This is a genomic window from Pseudomonas sp. ADAK13 (assembly GCF_012935715.1).
In the GTDB taxonomy this organism is placed as follows: domain Bacteria; phylum Pseudomonadota; class Gammaproteobacteria; order Pseudomonadales; family Pseudomonadaceae; genus Aquipseudomonas.
Genome location: NZ_CP052860.1, coordinates 3,775,519 through 3,793,711, shown reverse-complemented (window position 1 = coordinate 3,793,711; position 18,193 = coordinate 3,775,519). Strand labels below are relative to the sequence as shown.

Below are 18,193 nucleotides of genomic sequence, written 5' to 3'. Positions count from 1 at the left end.
TAAGCTCTGTCCACACCTCACCGATGACTGGAGCTGCACATGTTTGGATTCTCCCCGCTCAAGCGCGTGGCCCTGGCCGCTGCCACCCTGGCCTTCGCCGCCCACGCCGCGGCTGCCGACTTGACCCTGGACGCCTACAACCCGGGCGAAACCGCGATGATGCCGGTCACCTCGGTACTGGTCAGCGGCGACAAAGACGCGATCCTCGTGGATGCCCAATTCGGCAAAACCCAGGCCGAGCAACTGGTGCAAAAAATCCGCGCCAGCGGCAAGCGCCTGACCACCATCTACATCAGCCACGGCGACCCGGACTACTACTTTGGCCTCGACACCCTGGCGGCCGCGTTTCCCCAGGCCAACATCGTCGCGCCGCAGCCGGTGGTGGACCATATCAAGGCCACCGTTGAACACAAACTGGCGTTCTGGGGCCCGAAACTGGGGGCCGACAAACCTGCCAAAGCCGTCATCCCCCAGGTACTCAAGGGCCACAGCCTGACCCTCGAAGGCAAGCAGCTGGAAGTGATTGGCCTTGATGGCCCGCAACCGGACCGCACCTTTGTGTGGATTCCGTCGATCAAGGCAGTCGTCGGTGGGGTGGTCGTCTCCGAGAACATTCATGTGTGGATGGCCGATACCCAAACCGCGAAATCCCACACCGACTGGCTGGCGACCCTGCAACGTATCCAGGATCTGAAACCGCGCACCGTGATTCCGGGTCACTACCTGGGCACACCGTCTCTGAAATCCGTGGCGTTCACCGCCGACTACATCAAGGCCTTTGATGAAGAAACCGCCAAGGCCAAGGACTCTGCCGCACTGATCAGCGCAATGAAAAAACGTTACCCGAACCTGGGCGACGAAAGCACCCTGGAACTGGGCGCCAAAGTCGCCAAGGGCGAAATGCAGTGGTGAGTTGATTCAACCCTTAACCGTACTGGAGAACGTCATGAGCAAGATCGCAATCATTGGTGCCACCGGTCGTGCCGGTAGCCAACTGCTGGAAGAAGCCTTGCGTCGCGGGCATACCGTGACCGCCATCGCGCGCAATACCGACAAGATCGGCGTGCGCCCTGGCGTCACTGCCAGGCAAGTGGACGCGCTGGATGCCGAGGCGCTGGAACAGGCCATCCGTGGCAACGACGTGGTGATCAGCGCGGCACACTTCGCCAGCCTGCCGGCGGAAGCGGTGATCAACCCGGTGAAAAAAGCCGGAGTGAAACGCCTGCTGGTGGTCGGCGGTGCCGGCTCGCTGCTGCTGTCGGGCGGCAGCCGGGTGATCGACAGCCCTGGTTTCCCCGAGGAATACAAAACCGAAGCCAGCGCCGGCAGTGTGTTCCTCGACACCTTGCGTCAGGAAAAAGACCTGGACTGGACCTTCCTGTCGCCCTCGGCGGAGTTCACCGAGACCGCGCGCACCGGCAAATTCCGCCTGGGCCAGGATGAGTTGCTGGTGAGCAATGAAGGCCGCAGCTGGATCAGCTTTGCCGACTTTGCGATTGCGCTGATTGATGAGGTGGAAACGCCGAAGCATTCGCGCCAGCGGTTTACCGTCGGTTATTAAGCGCGTGCCTGGCTCACCAGCCAGTCCATAAGCTGCTCCAACCCCGCCGAGGGCTTCGTCCCCGGCGGGTACACCAGGTAATACCCCATCCCCGTCGGCACCCGCAGTTCAAACGGCGTCGCCAACCGGCCGGCCTTGAGGTCCTCGCCAATCAGCGCGCTGTCGCCGATTGCCACGCCGGAACCCTGGGACGCCACCGTCATCGCCAGGTCCAGCGTTTCAAAATGATGCCCCTGGGCCAGATTGCTCAAACGCGTATCCGCCGCCTTCAGCCACAACGCCCAATCCCGTTCATCCCGCGTGGGGTGCAGCAGCACCTGTCGCTGCAAGTCTGCCGGCGTGTGCAAACCACCGAGCAAGGCTGGCGCGCACACCGGTGTCAGGCGCTCATCAAACAGGTGCCGGGCCTGGGTCGACTGCTCGGCAATCGGCGCGTAGATCACCGCCGCATCGAACTGCTCCCGGCGAAAGTCCACGGTGTAGGCCACGGTGGTGGTCAGTTCAACCGGCACGTCCGGGCGTTCCTGCTGCCACTGCATCAGGCGCGGCAACAGCCAGCGCATCACGCAGGTGGAGGCCTTGAGCTGCAGGGTTTCGCGGCGAGTGCCGATCTGTTCCACCGCCTCGCCAATCAGGCCGAACACCTGCTGCGCCCGCAACGACCATTCGCGGCCCTCTTCCGTCAGGCTCAAGCCCCGGGCCTGGCGCTGGAACAGCGCATAACCCAGGTGGCTTTCCAGCCCGGCAATCTGCCGGCTCACCGCCCCCTGGGTGACGTGCAATTGCTCGGCGGCACGGGTGAAGTTGCAGCACTGGGCCGTGACCCAAAAGGTGTGCAAGGCCGGCAACGGTGGAAGGCGTTTCATAGGGGCGCAGCCATGACGTGAGGACATGGCTAGTATGACTTTTTATCGATTGTTGCCGCTACGGGCCAGCCGTTCCAATACGGGCCTTTATCAACAATAAGAGCGACGACAATGGCGACCTGCGGCGAAGTATTGGTCAACCTGCTGGAAGGCTACGGTGTAGACCAGGTGTTTGGCATCCCCGGCGTGCACACCGTGGAACTCTACCGGGGCCTGGCGCGCTCCAGTATCCGCCACGTCACCCCGCGCCACGAACAGGGCGCCGGCTTCATGGCCGACGGCTATGCACGCACCAGCGGCAAGCCCGGCGTGTGCTTCATCATCACCGGCCCCGGCATGACCAATATCACCACCGCCATGGGCCAGGCCTACGCCGACTCGATCCCGATGCTGGTGATTTCCAGCGTGCAGTCCCGCAGCCAGTTGGGCGGCGGGCGCGGCAAGCTGCACGAGCTGCCGAACCAGGGCGCGATGATCGCGGGCGTGGCGGCGTTCTCCCATACCTTGATGTCGGCGGCCGAATTGCCCGGTGTATTGGCCCGGGCGTTTGCGCTGTTCCAGGCCGGGCGACCGCGCCCGGTGCATATCGAAATCCCGCTGGATGTGCTGGTGGAAAACGCCGACGCGTTGCTCGGCAGCGAGCCGGTCAGCGTTTCCCGCGCGGGCGCGGCGCCGTCGGCGGTCAAGCAAATGAGCCAGTGGCTGGCGGCCGCCAAACGCCCGCTGATTCTCGCCGGTGGCGGCGCCATCGACGCGGCGCCCGAGCTGACGCAATTGGCCGAGACCCTCGGCGCGCCGGTGGCGCTGACCATCAACGCCAAGGGCATGCTGGCCTCCCACCACCCGCTGCTGATCGGCTCGACCCAAACCCTGGTCGCCACCCGTGCGCTGGTGGCCGAGGCCGACGTGGTACTGGCGATCGGCACCGAGCTGGCAGAGACCGACTACGACGTGACCTTCGCCGGCGGCTTCGACATTCCCGGCGCCCTGCTGCGCATCGACATCGATTCCGACCAGACCGTACGCAATTACCCACCGCACGTGGCACTGGTGGCTGACGCGCAAATCGCTGCCCAAGCGTTGCTCGCCGAACTGCGCGACACGCCCTTGGCCGCCCGCGACAACCACTGGGGCGCCCACCGCGTTGCCCGCCTGTGGAGCGAACTGGAACCCACCTGGGACGCCGCGACCCGCGCGCAAACCCTGTTCCTCAACACCGTGCTGGATGAACTGCCCGACGCCGTACTGGTGGGCGACTCCACCCAACCGGTGTACACCGGCAACCTGACCCTGAACCTCGACCAGCCACGCCGCTGGTTCAACTCCTCCACCGGCTACGGCACCCTCGGCTACGCCCTGCCGGCCGCCATCGGTGCATGGCTGGGACGCGGCGACGGTGCGCCGGTGGTGTGCCTGATCGGCGACGGCGGGCTGCAATTCACCCTGCCGGAACTGGCCAGCGCCGTAGAGGCGCGCACCCCGGTGATCGTGCTGCTGTGGAATAACCAGGGTTATGAAGAGATCAAGAAATACATGGTCAACCGCGCCATCGAGCCGGTGGGCGTCGACATCTACACGCCGGACTTTATCGGCGTGGCCCAGGCCCTCGGCGCGGCTGCCCAGCGCATCCAGGGTGTTGAAGAACTGCGCAGCGCATTGCGTGCCGCCACGGATCGCCAGGGCCCGACGCTGATTGAAATCGACCAGGGGCTTTGGATGAAGGAGGTGGCGGTATGAGCGCGGCAGTGAACGGGCTGTATATCAATGGCGTGTGGCGTGCGGGCCATGAGGTGCTGGACGTGATCAACCCGGCCACCGAGGCCACCTTGGCTCACGTCAGCGTGGGTGACGGTGGCGCAGTGGCGGAGGCCGTGAGCGCCGCCAGCGCGGCCTTCCCGGACTGGTCCAGAAGCACCGGCCGCGATCGCGCTGCGCTGCTGCGCAAAATCGCCGAGGGCGTCAGCGCCCAACGCGAACACCTGATGCACCTGCAATCGAGCAACAACGGCAAGCCGCTGTTCGAGGCGGGCATTGATGTGGACGACGTGATCGCCACCTTCACCTACTACGCCGGTTTGGCCGACGACATGGACGCCAGCCAGGATCGCTCGGTGGCACTGCCCACCGAGGATTTCAGCGCCCGCGTTCGCCGTGAACCCTGCGGCGTGGTGGGCCTGATCGTGCCGTGGAATTTCCCGATGGTGACCACCGCCTGGAAACTCGCCCCGGCGCTGGCTGCCGGTTGCTGCGTGGTGCTCAAGCCTTCGGAGGTGACGCCGCTGGCCGAGCTGGAACTGGCCAGGATCATCGCCTCGGTGGGTTTGCCTGCCGGAGTCTTTAACGTGGTCTGCGGCACAGGCCTGGCGGTGGGCGCCCCGTTGGCGGCGGACCCGCGGGTCGCGAAAATCTCGTTCACCGGCAGCAATGCCGTGGGCGTGCAGGTGATGCAGCGCGCTGCCGAAACGGTCAAGGGCGTGAGCCTGGAACTGGGCGGCAAATCGTCGTTGCTGGTGCTGGCCGACGCCGACCTCGACCTGGCGGTGGAACTGGCTTGCGGCGGTGGTTTCTTCAACGCCGGGCAGATGTGTTCCGCTACCAGCCGCGTGTTGGTGGCGGATGAATTGGCGGATGAGTTTCTGATTCGCTTGCAGGCCAGGGCCAAAGGTATTCGCGTGGCAGACCCATTTGCCGAAGACGTGGAAATGGGCGCACTGGTCAACCGCGCGCAGTACCAGCGGGTGCTGGGGCATATCGAACGGGGCGTGCAAGCGGGCGCGAAGTTGCTGTGTGGCGGCGGGCGTCCGGCGGATTTGCCTCAGGGTTACTTCATCCGCCCGACGGTGTTTACCGAAGTGCCGCTGGACAGCGCGTTGTGGAACGAAGAAATCTTCGGCCCGGTGCTGTGCGTGCGCAGCGTTGCCAGTGAAGCCGAAGCAGTGGCACTGGCCAATGACAGCGAGTTCGGCCTGGTGGCCAGTGTATTGAGCCGCGACCTGGAAGCGGCCGAGCGGGTGGCGAATGCCTTGCAGGTGGGCCTGGTGTGGATCAACGCACCGCAGGTGATCTTCCCGCAAACGGCGTGGGGTGGTTACAAGCAGAGCAGCATCGGCCGGGAACTGGGACCGTGGGGGTTGCAGGCGTTTCAGGAGATCAAGCATGTGATTCGGGCGGTGTAGAAACACTCAAGAGCACCCCTGTTCCCTGTGGGAGCTGGCTTGCCTGCGATGGCGGTCTATCAGACACAGATGTGTTGCCTGACCCACCGCTATCGCAGGCAAGCCAGCTCCTACCTGTTGATTTGTGCCGTGTCAGCAGATGCATTTTTTCAATAGTCCCAACGACTTTCTCATTTGCCTGCCTCCCCCACGCCCGGCCTAATACTGCCCTTGTCAGTTCAAGGCTCGCCCATGGAAAACGTCCGCGCAAAACCCGCCACCGCCGTTTGGCTGATGATCAGCGTGGTGCTGGTCGCCCTCAACCTGCGCCCGTCAATGGCCGCCGTCGGCCCGTTGTTGTCGTCGATTCGCGGGGACGTGGCCCTGAGTTTCAGCACCGCGTCCCTACTGACCATGCTGCCAGTCATGGCCATGGGCCTGGCGATGTTTTTCGGCATGGGCGTGGCCAAGCGCTTCGGCGAACATCGCAGTATTGTGCTGTCGCTGGTGGTGATCGGCCTGGCCACGGTGTCACGGCTGTTTCTCGATTCGGCGGTTGAGCTGATCCTCAGCGCCATCGCCGCCGGCCTAGGGATCGCGATGATCCAGGCGCTGATGCCCGCGCTGATCAAATCCCGCTTCAGCGATAACGTTTCACTGTTTATGGGCCTGTACGTCACCGCGATCATGGGCGGGGCGGCCCTCGCCGCTTCATTCTCGCCGTTTATCCAGGTGCGCACCGGCAGTTGGCGCATCGGCCTGGCAATCTGGGCGGTGCTGGCAGTGTTGGCGCTGGTGTTCTGGTACGCCCAACGCTCGGTGTTGCCGCCGCTGCCCCAAGCCGGCGCGGGCCCGCAGGCGTCATTTTTCGGCAATCGCCGGGCCTGGTTGCTGGCAATCTTTTTCGGCCTCGGCACCGCGTCCTACACCTGCGTGCTGGCCTGGCTGGCGCCGTACTACGTGGAGCTGGGCTGGAGTGAACAGAATGCCGGCCTGTTGCTGGGCTTTTTGACCGCCATGGAGGTGGTCTCCGGCCTGGTCACCCCGGCCATCGCCAACCGCCGCCAGGACAAGCGCGGTGTGGTCGCGGTGTTGCTGGTGCTGATCATCGCCGGCTTCTGCGGCCTGATCCTCAGCCCGCAACACCTGAGCCTGCTGTGGCCCTGCCTGCTGGGCCTGGGCATTGGCGGGTTGTTTCCGATGAGCCTGATCCTGTCCCTGGACCATCTGGACAACCCGCGCCGCGCCGGCGGCCTGACCGCCTTCGTGCAGGGCATCGGTTACCTGATCGCCGGTTTGTCGCCGCTGATCGCCGGGATGATCCGCGACCAACTGGGCAGCTTCGAATGGGCCTGGTGGTCACTGACGGCCGTGGTGGTGGTGATGCTGCTGATCGTGCTGCGCTTCGACCCCCGGCATTACGCGCGGCATATTCGCTGAGGTCGTGTTGTAAACATTATTTGTCCCACCTCAAACATAGAAAGGTCCGACAGCGCTTTCTATTGGCACGAACGTTCCGTTAACATTTTGTATTGTCTTGTACCGAACTCGGTACAAACGATTTGCGGACGGAACGGATGCTAAACAGCAACTTGCTTAGAAAGCTCGATATGCAGGACCTGATGGTGTTTATCGCTGTTTATGACCAAAGCAGCGTCACCGAGGTCTCCGAAACCCTGTTCGTCAGCCAGTCCACCGTCAGCTACAGCCTCAAGAAGCTGCGCACCAGCTTCGAAGATGAGCTGTTTATCAACACCCGGGCGGGTATGCGTCCTACGTACAAAGCCACCACCATGTACGACCATGTGCAGAAAATCCTCGAAAGCATCAACCTCTGCCACGCCGGCAGCCACGCCTTCGACCCCACCCGCAAGGCCGTGACCTTCAATGTCTGCGCCCCGGAATACTTCGAACAGCTGGTCCTGCCGCGCCTGCTGAAAACCTTCGACCACGCCGACCTGCCGGTGATCGTCAATGTGCAGAAGCTGGAAACCGAGATCCCGGCCGACGCCTTGCGCGACGGTCGCCTGGACCTGGTGATCTGCTTCGGCCCGCACTTTCATCGCGAGCACAAAGACATCAAGACCCAGATGCTGCTGGAGGACGACCTGGTGTGCGTCTTCGACAAACAGTCGGCGCCCCGGGAACCGGCGTTCAGCCTGCAATCCTTCGTCGCCCGGCGTCACGTATTCCCTACGCCGTGGAGCTCCGACACCAACATGATCGACGGCTGGCTGGCGCGCCAGTCCCACAAGCGCCAGGTGATCGCCCGGGCCAACAGCTACAGCGCGGCGCTGAAGATGATCACCGGCACCGACTTTATCGTCACCCTGCCCCGTCGGGTGCTGAAGCTGCTAGCAGACACGACCGTGTTCGGCCATTGCGAAGCGCCGAACGGTTTGCCGGGGTTTACCCTGGACATGCAGTGGAATGAACACAGCGAGCAGGACAGCGCCAACACGTGGTTCAGGGAGCAGGTGGTGAAGGTGTGTGCGGATCAGGGGTTGCTGTAACCCCTGCCCATCAGCCGATGGTGACTTTGCTGTAGGACTCGCGATCCATATCGACCAGCAAGACACTGAGCTGCACCTGCAGGTCTGCAGGCCAATCGCCCAGGTCCTGCAACGCCGCCAACAGGCTTTCCGACAATTGCTTCTTGACCTGCGGCGATCGCCCGCTGAGCAGCGACAGCTTCACGGCGATAAACGCACGCGGGCTCAAGGACGTGCCGACCTGGAACGTTTCCACCTTGACCGCGCGACTCTTGATATCAAACTCGGAACCGAACTGCCCGGACGCCATCAGCACGTTGTTGAGCCGCAACAAAGTTTTCTCAACGGCCAGCTCTGTCAGGTTGGCGGTGTATTCCAGATGCAGGTGCGGCATGAAAGGCTCCGAGTTGTTGTAGGAAAAGAGTCATACATATAGCACGGGGCCGAGCGGAATCAGACCGCTTTCAGTGTGAAACTTCGGTCAGGCCACGCAGCGAGCGATTTTCCCAAATCGCCACCACCACCAACACGGCCGACGTCAGCGCTCCCAGCACCAGCGCCGAAAATACCTGCTGCAATCCCAGCGGCAACAACACCAGCAACAGCAGCAACCCACCCAGGTGCGAAAACGGCGGCAAGGGCCGGTCGCTCATCACCCATTTGAACAACGCACTGCCCAGCAGGAACAACCACGGGCCGGCAATGATCGCCACCACGCCGGCCTGGCTGGCGTGCCCCGGGTGCACCAGCACCAGTTCATCGGCCACTGCACTGACAATGATCCCGGCCACGATCAACACGTGCAGGTAGGTGTAGGCAATGCGCGCCTGACGCCCCGGGTCGGCGGAGCTGGCAATGCGGTGGTGGGCGCGCTCGGCGCCGCTGTCGAAATAGATCCACCACAGGGCGATGCTGCCCACCACCGCCACCAGGAACGCCGCCAGCCCATCCATGCTCCAGGGCAGTTCGGCAAAGGTAGCGCCGGTCACCAGCAACGACTCGCCCAGGGCGATGATCACAAACAGGCCGCAGCGTTCGGCCATGTGGTTGCCTTCCACATTCCAGTCCGAAAGCGTTGAGGGCCCAAGCCCCGGTACCCAGAAATACACCGACGGGGAAATCAGCTCGATCAACAGCGCCAGGGCCCAGAAGGCCAAACGCTGCTCGCCCTCAAGCAGCGCGCCGGTGATCCAGAACACCCCGGAAAACAGCATCCACGCCAGGATGCGCTGGAAGTTTCGGGTCATGTTCAGCGACTCGCCGCGCACCGCCCACAAGGCAAACAGCGTGCGCCCCACTTGCATGAACACATAGGCGCCCGCGAACAGCAGGCCGCGATCGGTAAACGCCTTGGGGATCGAAGACGACAGCAGCAAGCCCGCCACCATCAAGCCGAACAGGCCGATGCGGATCGGGATTTTTTCCGGGTCCAGCCAGTTGGTGACCCACGAGGTGAAGATCCACACCCACCACACCGCCACCATCATCAGCGCCACCTGCACCGCACCGCCGATGGACAAGTGCGCGAGCAGCGAATGGGACAATTGGGTCACGGCAAACACGAACACCAGGTCGAAAAACAGCTCGACCATGCCAACCTTGCCACTGTCATGACTGCCGCGCCCACGCAGCAAGGAACGGGATGGGGTCATGGGTGGATCTCCCTGAAGGTGTTATCTCAAGATTTTGGCGCTACCACCGGCAGCATGTCCCGCTCGCTCATGAACGCCTCCAGCCGCGAGCGCATCCAGCGTTCCGCCGGGTCGGTGTCGACGTGGCTGAGCCAGACCATGGACAAATCCAGGGTCGGGGTTTCGAACGGAAACGGCTCACAGAACAGATTTCCCCCGGCGGCCATGGCCTGGGCAGTGTAGTCCGGCAGGCTGGCGATCATGTCGGTGCCGGCGAGCAACGCCGGCAGCGCGCTGTATTGCGGCACCGAGAGCACCACGTGACGCTTGCGGCCGATTTCCGCCAGCCATTCATCCGCAAACCCGGACACGTTGGCCGTGTGGGACACCAGCACATGGGGCCGTGCGCAATATTCGTCGAGGGTCAGGGGTTTGTCCGAGGCGTCTGCCCGCAACAGGCAAGGGCGGATATGCCGCAATAATTTGCGCTTGGCATTCGCCGGCAGGCCACGGGTCTGGGTGATGCCGACGGTGATATCGCCGGAGGCCAGCAGGTCCGGGATACGCCAGTAGTCCACGTGCTGCACCACGAACACCACCATCGGCGCCTCCTGGCGCAAGGCCCGCAGCAGTGGCGGCAGCAGGCCGAACTCGACGTCATCGGACAGGCCGATGCGGAAGGTCATGGTGCTGATGGACGGGTCGAAATCGTGGGTCAGGCTCAGGGCCGACGACAATGAATCGAGGGCCGGCGACAGGTGCTTGATGATCTCTTCGGCCCGCGCGGTCGGTTCCATGCGATGGCCGACGCGGATGAACAGCGGGTCATTGAACAACGTGCGCAGGCGGTTGAGGGCCGAACTGATGGTGGGTTGGCCGAGAAACAGCTTCTCGGCCACCCGGGTCACATTGCGTTCGAGCATCAAGGTTTCAAAGACCACCATCAGGTTGATGTCGGCCTTGCGTAATTCATTGCGATTCATCGGCGCTCGCCCCACTGCCCTGGATAGGGGGCAGTTTAGAAACACCCGGGGCCCTGCGTCTATGCGCACACTGTTCAACGCGGGCCTTTGAGACTATAAAACAGCTTCCGAGGCTTTCGAGAACACCATCGTGCTGGTCATTTCTGTCTTGAGCGTCCTGGTCGCCGGGATTTTGCTCTGGGCCATCAAATTCGTCGCTCATCCCACCGCCAGGACACTGTTGCGGGTATTTGTCGGTTTATGCCTGGCGGCAGTCGTGGCTTATCTGGTGCTGGCTTCGGGGTTTCCCACTTCATTGCTGGTGTGATCGGGCTCCTGCCCCTGGCGCAAACGCAAGGCCGCCAACGCGGCCACCACCAGCACCACGGCAATCACTTTCAAGCCGTTCATGGCATTGCCGGTGCTCATCTCGATTGCGCCCATCACCGACGGCCCGACAAACCCGCCGAGCAGCCCGCAGGCATTGACGAAGCCCAGCCCGCCCGCCAGCGCCACGCCCTTGAGGCGTGAAGCGGGGTACAGAAAGATGATCGACTGCACCACAAAGAACATCACCGCCGACACACAGAAGCCCAACAGGCTGAAAACCGGCCCCGACACCGAGGCAATGCCCAACCCCGCCGCCATGGTCAGCAAACCGGTGATCAACAGCCGCCGGGCACGGGTGGGCGTGGTCGCAAAGCGCGGCAGCAGCACGGCGCCTGCCGCTGCGGCAATCCATGGCAATGAGGTCAGCAGGCCGACGCTCATGGTGCTCAGTTCGCCATATTTGCTGATAATGCTCGGCAGGAAAAAGATCACGGTGTAGATGGTGATCTGATGGCAAAAATACACAAAGATCGCCAGCAGGATTTGCGGCGTCAGCCAGTTTTTCAGGGAATGCCCGCCCTCGCCTGCGCCCTCGTCAGTCTCCATCGCGATGCGCTGTTCAATCCCGCGCGCCTCTTCGGCCGAGAGCCAGGGTGCCTTGCTCGGACGGTCCGGCAACTTGCACCACACCACCCAGGCAAACGCGACCGCCGGCAAGCCTTCGAGCAGGAACATCCACTGCCAGCCGTGCCAGCCGAGGATCCCGTCCATGCGCATCAATGCCGCGCCCACCGGGCCGCCGATGATGTTGGCAAAACACACGCCGAGCAGAAAATACCCGGTGGCCCGCGCCCGTTGCTCGCGGTTGAACCAGTAGGTGAGGTACAGCATCACCCCGGGAAACAGGCCGGCTTCGGCAATGCCCAGCAGCAGGCGCAGAACATAGAACGAGGTCTCGCCCTGGACGAACGCCATGGCCGCCGAAATCAGGCCCCAGGTCACCATGATCCGGGCGATCCAGAACCGCGCGCCGACCTTGTGCATGATCAGGTTGCTGGGGATTTCCGACAGCGCATAGGTCAGGAAAAACAACCCGGCGCCCAGGCCGTACGCGGCGGCGGAAATTCCCAGGTCCACGTCCAGGTGATGCTTGGCCAGGGCAATGTTGGTGCGGTCCAGAAAGCTCAGCACGTAGGCGATGATCAGCAAGGGCATCAGCTTGACGAACATCAGTTTGTTCAACGCCCGTGGCTCACGGGCAGGGTTGGCAGTCTTCATCGGGCAAGTCCTCTTGGCGCCCCGCCAGCACCCTGGCTGGGGGACGCATCGGTGTTGTTCTAGGGTTCGAGTTGCGCAACCAGCGCCGGCGGGCGGTGGGAAAACAGTTGCAGCAGCGCCCCGCCCAGGGCACAGCCGGCCATCACGAAGAAGCACACCGTGTAGCCGTGCAAGGTGGTCCAGCCGCCGCCCATGGCAATCAGGCTGCCCATCAGCACCGGCGCCAGGCCGCCGCCGATGAACATCGCGGTGGTGATGATGCCGTTGGCGGTGGAGGTCGCCGACGGCTCGGCCGAGTCGCAGGCCACCGCGTAGTAGATCGGCCACACCGCGTTGGCCACCAGGCCGAACAGCAGTTGCACGACGATGATCAGGGTCAGGGTGTTGGCGAAGTAGAACGCCCCGACACTGGCGGCCATCCACACCCCGCAGATGATCAGGGTGACGCGCCGGCCAATGATGTCCGACAGCGACGGCCACACCAGTTGCCCGAGAATCCCGGTCAGGGTGAACACCACGCTCATGCCCGCCGACTCCGCCAGGGACAGCCCGGCGATGTTGTAGAGGTACGCCGGCAGCACGATGTTGACGCCCATGTACACGACTTGGGTCAGCATCGTATTACCCGCCGTGAGGGCGATATTGCGGTTGCGCAAGGTGGCGATAAAGGTGCGCCAGGCGTGGCCTTTTACCTGGCTGGCCGGTGCGTTGTCCGGCGGGGTCATGCCCTTGGCGGCGATGTCGACGTACAGCGCGGTTATACGTTCGGCGGTGGAATACCGCGCCCAGAAAATCATCAGCGGCAAGGCCACGACAAACGCGAAGAAGAACACGTAGCGCCAGTTGTCTTCACCAAAAGTGCTGATGACAAAACTGGCGACGATGCCACTGAGCATGGCGCCAATCGGGTAACCCGTATGGTGCGCGCCCAGGGCAAAACCACGACGCTCCACCGGCCACCATTCGGCGGTGTTGCTCACGCCCACCGGCTCACCCCAGCCTGCACCGAGGTTGACGCCCACCCGCAGCGCAATAAAGGTCGCGAGGTTGCCGCTCAGGGCCTTGAACCCGGAGAGAAACGAAATCGCGGTGTAGCCCAGCACCAGCGGCACCTGGAACCGCGCACGCTTCCAGCCTCCGCCGTAGCGGTCGCTCCACATGGAGCCAGGAATATCCAGCAGGGCCAGGGCGAGCATGATCACCGTGGCCATGGTGCCCCACTGATCAGCCGACAAATCGAAATGCTTGGAGATGGTCGGCCCCAGGCGCAGCACGATCTCACGGTCGTAGGCGTTGAGGATCCAGATCATCCAGCACACCAGCAACGACACCCAGGAGTGCCGGTGAATGCTGCGCAGCGAGGCTTTTTTTAAGGTTGCCATGGGTTTCTCCAGGCGCGCGAGGGCGCGCACTGACACAAGGTTGCGGAAGGAATATGCCTTGTTGAAAAAACGCGCTAGCTGGCGAACCGTCGCTCGGCTATTCCTTGCACGCCCAGCCCGGTAATCGCAAAAAGCGCCCCGCGCTGCTGACCGTCGGCCGGGAAACGCGGCAACGGCGGCTTGGCCATGGAGGTCACGAACAGGGTGTCCAGGTTCGGCCCGCCGAAGGTCAGGCTGGTAACTTTTTTCACCGGCATCTGGATGATCCGGTCGACCTGGCCATCCGGTGTGTAGCGCACCAGTTTTCCGGCGTAGACCAGCGCCTGCCACAGGCAGCCTTCGGCATCCACGGTGCAGCCGTCGGCGGCGCCACCACCGCTGGTGTCGACCTTGGCGAAGGTGCGTCGGTTGCTCACGGCGCCGCTGGCCAGGTCGTAGTCATAGGCCCAGATCTCGCCGGACCAGGTGTCGCAAAAGTAGAGCGTGTCGCCCGACGGGCTCCAGCACGGGCCGTTGGACACGATGATGCCTTCGTCCAGGGTGTGCAGGCTCAGGTCTGCGTCCAGGCGGTAGAGTTTGGCGCTGGCGCTGTCTTCCTGGGTGTCCATGGAGCCGAAGACAAAGCGTCCCTGGCGGTCGACCTTGCCGTCGTTGAGGCGGTTGTTGGGCAGCGCGGGTTCCGGGTCGATCACCAGCGCCAGTTCGCCGCTGTTGAGGTCAAGGATGTGCACGCCGTTTTGCAGAGCGACGATGGCCGCATCGCCGCTATGGCGCAGGGCCATGGAGCCGATCTTCTGGCCCACGTCCCAGGCACGCAGCTCGCGACCGTCATCGGTGCAGCGCAGGATCCGGCCGTCAGCGCTGTCGATCCAGTACAACCGTTGTTGCTCGACGTCCCACACCGGGCCTTCGCCCAGGGTGGTTTTCACGTCGACAAGCACTTCGATACGCATGGTGTTATCCCCTTTTTTGTTGTTGTGCGGGATGGGCATGGCCGCGCCGTGACGCGGCCGGTTTATCACTTAGAAGTTGACCTGGTCGCGCCCCTTCAGCCCAAGGATTTCCCGCGCTTCATCCGGCGTGGCAACCCGGTGCCCGAGGGCTTCGATCACCGTGCGAATGCGCCGCACCTGATCGGCGTTGGACGCGGCCAGTTTGCCCGGGCCATCCCACAGCGAATCCTCCAGGCCGACCCGTGCGTTGCTGCCCATGGACAGCCCCATGGTTGCCAACGGAATTTGCCCACGGCCGGCGCCGAGGATTGACCACACGTAGTCGTCACCAAACAGCCGGTCGGCGGTGCGACGCATGTGCGCCAGGTCTTCCGGGTGGCCGCCGATGCCGCCGCGCAAACCGAAAACCGACTGGATAAACAGCGGCGGCTTGAGCAGGCCGCGTTCCAGGAAATGAGCGGCGGTGTACAGGTGGCCGATGTCGTAGCACTCGATTTCGAAACGGGTGCGGTTCTCGGCGCAGGAATTGAGGATGTGGGTAATGTCGCGGAAGGTGTTGCGAAAGATCCGGTCGTCGCTTTCTTCCAGGTACGGACGCTCCCAGTCGTGCTTGAACTCGGTAAAGCGGTTAAGCATTTCGTACAGGCCGAAGTTCATCGAACCCATGTTCAACGAGGCCAGTTCCGGTTTGAACTGCATCACCGGTTGCAGGCGTTCTTCAACGCCCATGGTCGGTGCGCCACCGGTGGTGATGTTGATCACCACGTCGCTGGCAGCTTTGATTTGCGGCAGGAATTCGGCGAACAGCGCGGGGTCCTGGCTGGGGCGGCCATCGATGGGATCGCGGGCATGCAGGTGAACAATCGCGGCGCCGGCTTCGGCGGCACCGATGGCGGCGTCGGCGATTTCCTGCGCGGTGATCGGCAAATGCGGCGACATCGACGGCGTATGGATGGCACCGGTGACGGCGCAGGTGATGATGACAGGACGATTTTTGGACATGACGATTCTCCGACTTTTATTCTTATGAAAAAAATCCCGGGTGCTGCGTGTGTGTTCTTCCTTGGCTAACGCTGGCGCGGCCTACAGGTACTCGACGTTGCCGTCGACACTGATCGCCTGGCCGGTGACATTGCGGGCGGCGGGCGAGCAGAGAAACAAGGCCATGGCCGCGACGTCTTCGGCGGTGACCATGCGCTTGAGGGAGATCTTGTTGAGGTATTCCTGGCGCATCTCGGCTTCGGGCACGCCGACCTGTTCGGCACGGGCGCGAATCACGCCGTCCATGCGCGGGCCTTCGACGATGCCGGGCAGCAAGGCGTTGACGCGGATGTCGCTTTCGCCCAGCTCCGAGGCCAGGGATTTCATCAAGCCGACGATGGCCCACTTGGTCGCGGCATACGGCGTGCGCCAGGCGTAGCCGAGACGCCCGGCGACCGAGGCGATATGCAACAGATGGCCGTGGGACGATTCCTTGAGCATCGGTACTGCGTGGTGGGCAAAGCGGTATTGCGCTGTCAGGTTGATGTTGATCGTGGCTTGCCACTCGGCATCGCTGATGGCATCGATACCGCCGGTGGGCCCGGCAATCCCGGCGTTGTTGACCAGCACATCCAGCCCGCCGAACTGCTCGCGCTGCACCTGGAACACCACCTCGATCTGCGCGGCATCACTCACGTCGGCACGGGTGGCCACGGTGCCCGGGTACTTGTCGCGAAACGCCGCCAGGGCCGGTTCGCTGACATCACACACATGCACCTTGGCGCCCGCCTCCAGATACGCCGCGGCCAACACTTCACCGATGCCGGCAGCCCCGCCGGAAATCAACACACGTAACCCAGGATAAGGCTGCAGCCGTTGTAGGACACTCATGCACGTTTACCTCCTGAAACAGACGACCGCGAGCGGTCGTTCTTGACGAGCAGGCGCGCCAGGGAATCGGCGGCCTGCATGATGTCATCGGTCACGGCAGCGCGGGCGCCGGCGCCATCGCGGGCGGCCAGGGCTTCGACGATGCGCGTGTGCGCCTCCATCGAGCGCTGCAAGTGAGCTTTATCGGGAGCGACCAGGGCAAAACACGGGCCCATGTGCAGCCAGAAGTTTTCCACGGCAGCCATGGTCAATTCGGCCTGGGCGACGGCATAGATCCGACGGTGAAAGGCGAAGTTGGTCCACAGGTAGCGGGAAACGTCGACTTCGTCGGCGGCTTGTTGCATCTGCTGGCAGAGGTCGGAGATTTCGTCGAGGTCGGCTTTTTCCAGGAGCAGCACGGCCTTTTCCGCCAGCAAACCTTCCAGGGCGACCCGCGCATCGCGAATCTCGCGCAGGCGTTCGACCGTCATCATGCGTACCCGCAGACGGGAAGTTTCGGTGACTTCAAAGGCGTTTTCGGCGCTCAGGCGCTGGAGGGCTTCGCGCACCGGCATGGGGCTGGAGCCGAGGGCTTCGGCAAGGCCGCGGATGGTGAGTTTCTGGCCGGGCTGGAAACGACCACTCATCAGGGCTTCGCGGATCTGGCGATAAACCTGGTCTTGCAAGGTATCGCGGGACACCTGGCGCAAGGTGGGAAGGAGAAGCGGGCCATCTGTCATGAGTCAAAACCTGTGTTGTCGTTCTTATGGCCTCAATATGTGATCACAAATCAAATATGTCAAATAGTTTCCCGTTGACCGTCCGTGCGACGCTGACTTTAATGACCCCTCTCTCAAGCAAGGACCGCTGAACCATGAAATTTGCCTACACCATCGTCTACGTCCCGGACGTGTCCGCATCCCTGCAATTCTTCGAAAAAGCCTTCGGCTTCAGTCGCCGTTTCCTGCATGAATCGGGGACGTATGGTGAGCTGGATACGGGGGGTACCACCCTCGCCTTCGCGGCGCATGAGCTGGGCGAGATGAACTTCAAGGGCGGGCACGTAGAGGCGCATGCTTCACGGCAGCCGCTGGGGATGGAGCTGGGGTTTGTGACTGAAGATGTGCCAAAGGCCCATGCCAGAGCGCTGGCGGAGGGCGCGACAGAACTGGCAGCGCCGAGCACCAAGCCCTGGGGGCAGGTGGTGGCATATGTGCGGTGCCCGGATGGCACGCTGGTGGAGTTGTGTACGCCGATTCAGTGAATCGTACTGTGGCGAGGGAGCTTGCTCCCGCTGGAGTGCGAAGCGCTCCCAAAATCTTGGGGCCGCTTCGCAGCCCAACGGGAGCAAGCTCCCTCGCCACAGCAAGCTCCCTCGCCACAGTGAAATGCACGCCTCAAGGCCTGAGCGGGCGCTCCTGATCGCGCTCCGACAGCTCCGTGCCATCGTCCGGATGCTTCCAGGTCTGCGGTTTTTCTTCCTCGCGAAGCTTCCTGGCCCGCTCCAGCTCCAACTCCTCGCGCTGCTTCTGCTCGTTACTCATACCCACCTCCCATCCGTAAGATTTGGACACACTGGGGAAGCATAGATGAGGGAGCGGTTTTGTGTGAGTCCGCCGATTGATAACCGCAGCGCATCAATACATGTAAACAACTCACTTATCATTTCTAAATGTGTCAGCCACTATCCGCGGTCTTAAGCGAAACAAGCACTTTAAAAAGAACGCTGGAG

19 protein-coding genes are annotated in these 18,193 nt (G+C 62.9%); 8 read left to right on the top strand and 11 right to left on the bottom strand.

Annotated elements, in window-relative coordinates:
- The first annotated feature begins 39 nt into the window (after positions 1-39).
- Entirely contained in the window at positions 40-912 is an 873-nt protein-coding gene (locus tag HKK54_RS17550; RefSeq protein ID WP_169387335.1) for an MBL fold metallo-hydrolase, read from the top strand.
- 34 nt (positions 913-946) lie between these two features.
- Complete coding sequence (locus tag HKK54_RS17545; protein ID WP_169387334.1) at positions 947-1,561, top strand: NAD(P)-dependent oxidoreductase; 615 nt, start codon at positions 947-949, stop codon at positions 1,559-1,561.
- On the opposite strand, the gene HKK54_RS17540 is transcribed toward HKK54_RS17545, so the two are convergent.
- Positions 1,558-2,427, bottom strand: coding sequence for a LysR substrate-binding domain-containing protein (locus tag HKK54_RS17540; RefSeq protein WP_169387333.1), 870 nt, complete (start codon positions 2,425-2,427; stop codon positions 1,558-1,560). The two genes, HKK54_RS17545 and HKK54_RS17540, sit on opposite strands and share 4 nt — an antisense overlap.
- A 111-nt stretch (positions 2,428-2,538) precedes the next feature.
- Here HKK54_RS17540 and HKK54_RS17535 point away from each other — a divergent pair, with 111 nt between their 5' ends.
- From HKK54_RS17535 to HKK54_RS17520, 4 genes are all read left to right on the top strand, one after another.
- The gene (locus HKK54_RS17535) at positions 2,539-4,164 is read left to right on the top strand and encodes a 5-guanidino-2-oxopentanoate decarboxylase (protein WP_169387332.1); all 1,626 of its coding nucleotides are present in this window, start codon (positions 2,539-2,541) and stop codon (positions 4,162-4,164) included.
- Positions 4,161-5,603, top strand: coding sequence for an aldehyde dehydrogenase family protein (locus HKK54_RS17530; protein ID WP_169387331.1), 1,443 nt, complete (start codon positions 4,161-4,163; stop codon positions 5,601-5,603). The genes HKK54_RS17535 and HKK54_RS17530 overlap by 4 nt, the downstream gene beginning before the upstream one ends.
- A 231-nt stretch (positions 5,604-5,834) precedes the next feature.
- The gene (locus tag HKK54_RS17525; protein WP_169387330.1) at positions 5,835-7,022 is read left to right on the top strand and encodes a cyanate transporter; all 1,188 of its coding nucleotides are present in this window, start codon (positions 5,835-5,837) and stop codon (positions 7,020-7,022) included.
- Between the two features lie 137 nt (positions 7,023-7,159).
- Positions 7,160-8,095, top strand: coding sequence for a LysR family transcriptional regulator (locus tag HKK54_RS17520; protein WP_169387329.1), 936 nt, complete (start codon positions 7,160-7,162; stop codon positions 8,093-8,095).
- Between the two features lie 10 nt (positions 8,096-8,105).
- Here the strand turns inward: HKK54_RS17520 and HKK54_RS17515 are convergent, their stop codons facing one another.
- The 3 genes from HKK54_RS17515 to HKK54_RS17505 all read right to left on the bottom strand — a co-directional run bounded on the left by HKK54_RS17515 (position 8,106) and on the right by HKK54_RS17505 (position 10,688).
- Positions 8,106-8,468 (bottom strand): 5-carboxymethyl-2-hydroxymuconate Delta-isomerase, encoded by a 363-nt coding sequence (locus HKK54_RS17515; protein ID WP_010176553.1) that lies wholly within the window; start codon positions 8,466-8,468, stop codon positions 8,106-8,108.
- Between the two features lie 70 nt (positions 8,469-8,538).
- Positions 8,539-9,726, bottom strand: a complete 1,188-nt coding sequence (locus HKK54_RS17510; protein WP_010176554.1) for a low temperature requirement protein A — start codon at positions 9,724-9,726, stop codon at positions 8,539-8,541.
- 26 nt (positions 9,727-9,752) lie between these two features.
- Positions 9,753-10,688, bottom strand: coding sequence for a LysR substrate-binding domain-containing protein (locus HKK54_RS17505; RefSeq protein ID WP_010176555.1), 936 nt, complete (start codon positions 10,686-10,688; stop codon positions 9,753-9,755).
- 130 nt (positions 10,689-10,818) lie between these two features.
- On the opposite strand from HKK54_RS17505, the gene HKK54_RS17500 reads away from it, so the two are divergent.
- The gene (locus HKK54_RS17500; protein ID WP_158000320.1) at positions 10,819-10,995 is read left to right on the top strand and encodes a hypothetical protein; all 177 of its coding nucleotides are present in this window, start codon (positions 10,819-10,821) and stop codon (positions 10,993-10,995) included.
- On the opposite strand, the gene HKK54_RS17495 is transcribed toward HKK54_RS17500, so the two are convergent.
- The 6 genes from HKK54_RS17495 to HKK54_RS17470 form a co-directional block, all read right to left on the bottom strand.
- Positions 10,950-12,275 (bottom strand): MFS transporter, encoded by a 1,326-nt coding sequence (locus HKK54_RS17495; RefSeq protein WP_010176556.1) that lies wholly within the window; start codon positions 12,273-12,275, stop codon positions 10,950-10,952. The two genes, HKK54_RS17500 and HKK54_RS17495, sit on opposite strands and share 46 nt — an antisense overlap.
- Positions 12,276-12,334: 59 nt before the next feature.
- Positions 12,335-13,657, bottom strand: coding sequence for an MFS transporter (locus HKK54_RS17490; protein ID WP_003211904.1), 1,323 nt, complete (start codon positions 13,655-13,657; stop codon positions 12,335-12,337).
- 74 nt (positions 13,658-13,731) lie between these two features.
- The gene (locus HKK54_RS17485; protein WP_010176557.1) at positions 13,732-14,610 is read right to left on the bottom strand and encodes an SMP-30/gluconolactonase/LRE family protein; all 879 of its coding nucleotides are present in this window, start codon (positions 14,608-14,610) and stop codon (positions 13,732-13,734) included.
- A 69-nt stretch (positions 14,611-14,679) separates the two neighbouring features.
- The gene (locus HKK54_RS17480; protein WP_010176558.1) at positions 14,680-15,612 is read right to left on the bottom strand and encodes a 3-keto-5-aminohexanoate cleavage protein; all 933 of its coding nucleotides are present in this window, start codon (positions 15,610-15,612) and stop codon (positions 14,680-14,682) included.
- A gap of 81 nt (positions 15,613-15,693) precedes the next feature.
- The gene (locus HKK54_RS17475; RefSeq protein ID WP_169387328.1) at positions 15,694-16,482 is read right to left on the bottom strand and encodes an SDR family oxidoreductase; all 789 of its coding nucleotides are present in this window, start codon (positions 16,480-16,482) and stop codon (positions 15,694-15,696) included.
- The gene (locus HKK54_RS17470; protein ID WP_003211913.1) at positions 16,479-17,201 is read right to left on the bottom strand and encodes a GntR family transcriptional regulator; all 723 of its coding nucleotides are present in this window, start codon (positions 17,199-17,201) and stop codon (positions 16,479-16,481) included. The genes HKK54_RS17475 and HKK54_RS17470 overlap by 4 nt, the downstream gene beginning before the upstream one ends.
- Before the next feature lie 134 nt (positions 17,202-17,335).
- Between HKK54_RS17470 and HKK54_RS17465 the strand changes: the two genes are divergently transcribed.
- Positions 17,336-17,725, top strand: coding sequence for a VOC family protein (locus HKK54_RS17465; protein WP_169387327.1), 390 nt, complete (start codon positions 17,336-17,338; stop codon positions 17,723-17,725).
- A gap of 133 nt (positions 17,726-17,858) precedes the next feature.
- Here HKK54_RS17465 and HKK54_RS17460 read toward each other — a convergent pair whose 3' ends face one another.
- Positions 17,859-18,005, bottom strand: a complete 147-nt coding sequence (locus HKK54_RS17460; protein ID WP_010176561.1) for a hypothetical protein — start codon at positions 18,003-18,005, stop codon at positions 17,859-17,861.
- Positions 18,006-18,193 lie beyond the last annotated feature (188 nt).

Bases quoted from the DNA above. Each gene is read 5' to 3' on its own strand.
- HKK54_RS17465 (WP_169387327.1), top strand. From the start codon at position 17,336: ATGAAATTTGCCTACACCATCGTCTACGTCCCGGACGTGTCCGCATCC.
- HKK54_RS17545 (WP_169387334.1), top strand. From the start codon at position 947: ATGAGCAAGATCGCAATCATTGGTGCCACCGGTCGTGCCGGTAGCCAA.
- HKK54_RS17540 (WP_169387333.1), bottom strand. From the start codon at position 2,427: ATGAAACGCCTTCCACCGTTGCCGGCCTTGCACACCTTTTGGGTCACG.
- HKK54_RS17530 (WP_169387331.1), top strand. From the start codon at position 4,161: ATGAGCGCGGCAGTGAACGGGCTGTATATCAATGGCGTGTGGCGTGCG.
- HKK54_RS17475 (WP_169387328.1), bottom strand. From the start codon at position 16,482: ATGAGTGTCCTACAACGGCTGCAGCCTTATCCTGGGTTACGTGTGTTG.
- HKK54_RS17460 (WP_010176561.1), bottom strand. From the start codon at position 18,005: ATGAGTAACGAGCAGAAGCAGCGCGAGGAGTTGGAGCTGGAGCGGGCC.
- HKK54_RS17525 (WP_169387330.1), top strand. From the start codon at position 5,835: ATGGAAAACGTCCGCGCAAAACCCGCCACCGCCGTTTGGCTGATGATC.
- HKK54_RS17520 (WP_169387329.1), top strand. From the start codon at position 7,160: ATGCTAAACAGCAACTTGCTTAGAAAGCTCGATATGCAGGACCTGATG.
- HKK54_RS17480 (WP_010176558.1), bottom strand. From the start codon at position 15,612: ATGTCCAAAAATCGTCCTGTCATCATCACCTGCGCCGTCACCGGTGCC.
- HKK54_RS17505 (WP_010176555.1), bottom strand. From the start codon at position 10,688: ATGAATCGCAATGAATTACGCAAGGCCGACATCAACCTGATGGTGGTC.
- HKK54_RS17535 (WP_169387332.1), top strand. From the start codon at position 2,539: ATGGCGACCTGCGGCGAAGTATTGGTCAACCTGCTGGAAGGCTACGGT.
- HKK54_RS17550 (WP_169387335.1), top strand. From the start codon at position 40: ATGTTTGGATTCTCCCCGCTCAAGCGCGTGGCCCTGGCCGCTGCCACC.
- HKK54_RS17470 (WP_003211913.1), bottom strand. From the start codon at position 17,201: ATGACAGATGGCCCGCTTCTCCTTCCCACCTTGCGCCAGGTGTCCCGC.
- HKK54_RS17495 (WP_010176556.1), bottom strand. From the start codon at position 12,275: ATGAAGACTGCCAACCCTGCCCGTGAGCCACGGGCGTTGAACAAACTG.
- HKK54_RS17510 (WP_010176554.1), bottom strand. From the start codon at position 9,726: ATGACCCCATCCCGTTCCTTGCTGCGTGGGCGCGGCAGTCATGACAGT.
- HKK54_RS17485 (WP_010176557.1), bottom strand. From the start codon at position 14,610: ATGCGTATCGAAGTGCTTGTCGACGTGAAAACCACCCTGGGCGAAGGC.
- HKK54_RS17490 (WP_003211904.1), bottom strand. From the start codon at position 13,657: ATGGCAACCTTAAAAAAAGCCTCGCTGCGCAGCATTCACCGGCACTCC.
- HKK54_RS17515 (WP_010176553.1), bottom strand. From the start codon at position 8,468: ATGCCGCACCTGCATCTGGAATACACCGCCAACCTGACAGAGCTGGCC.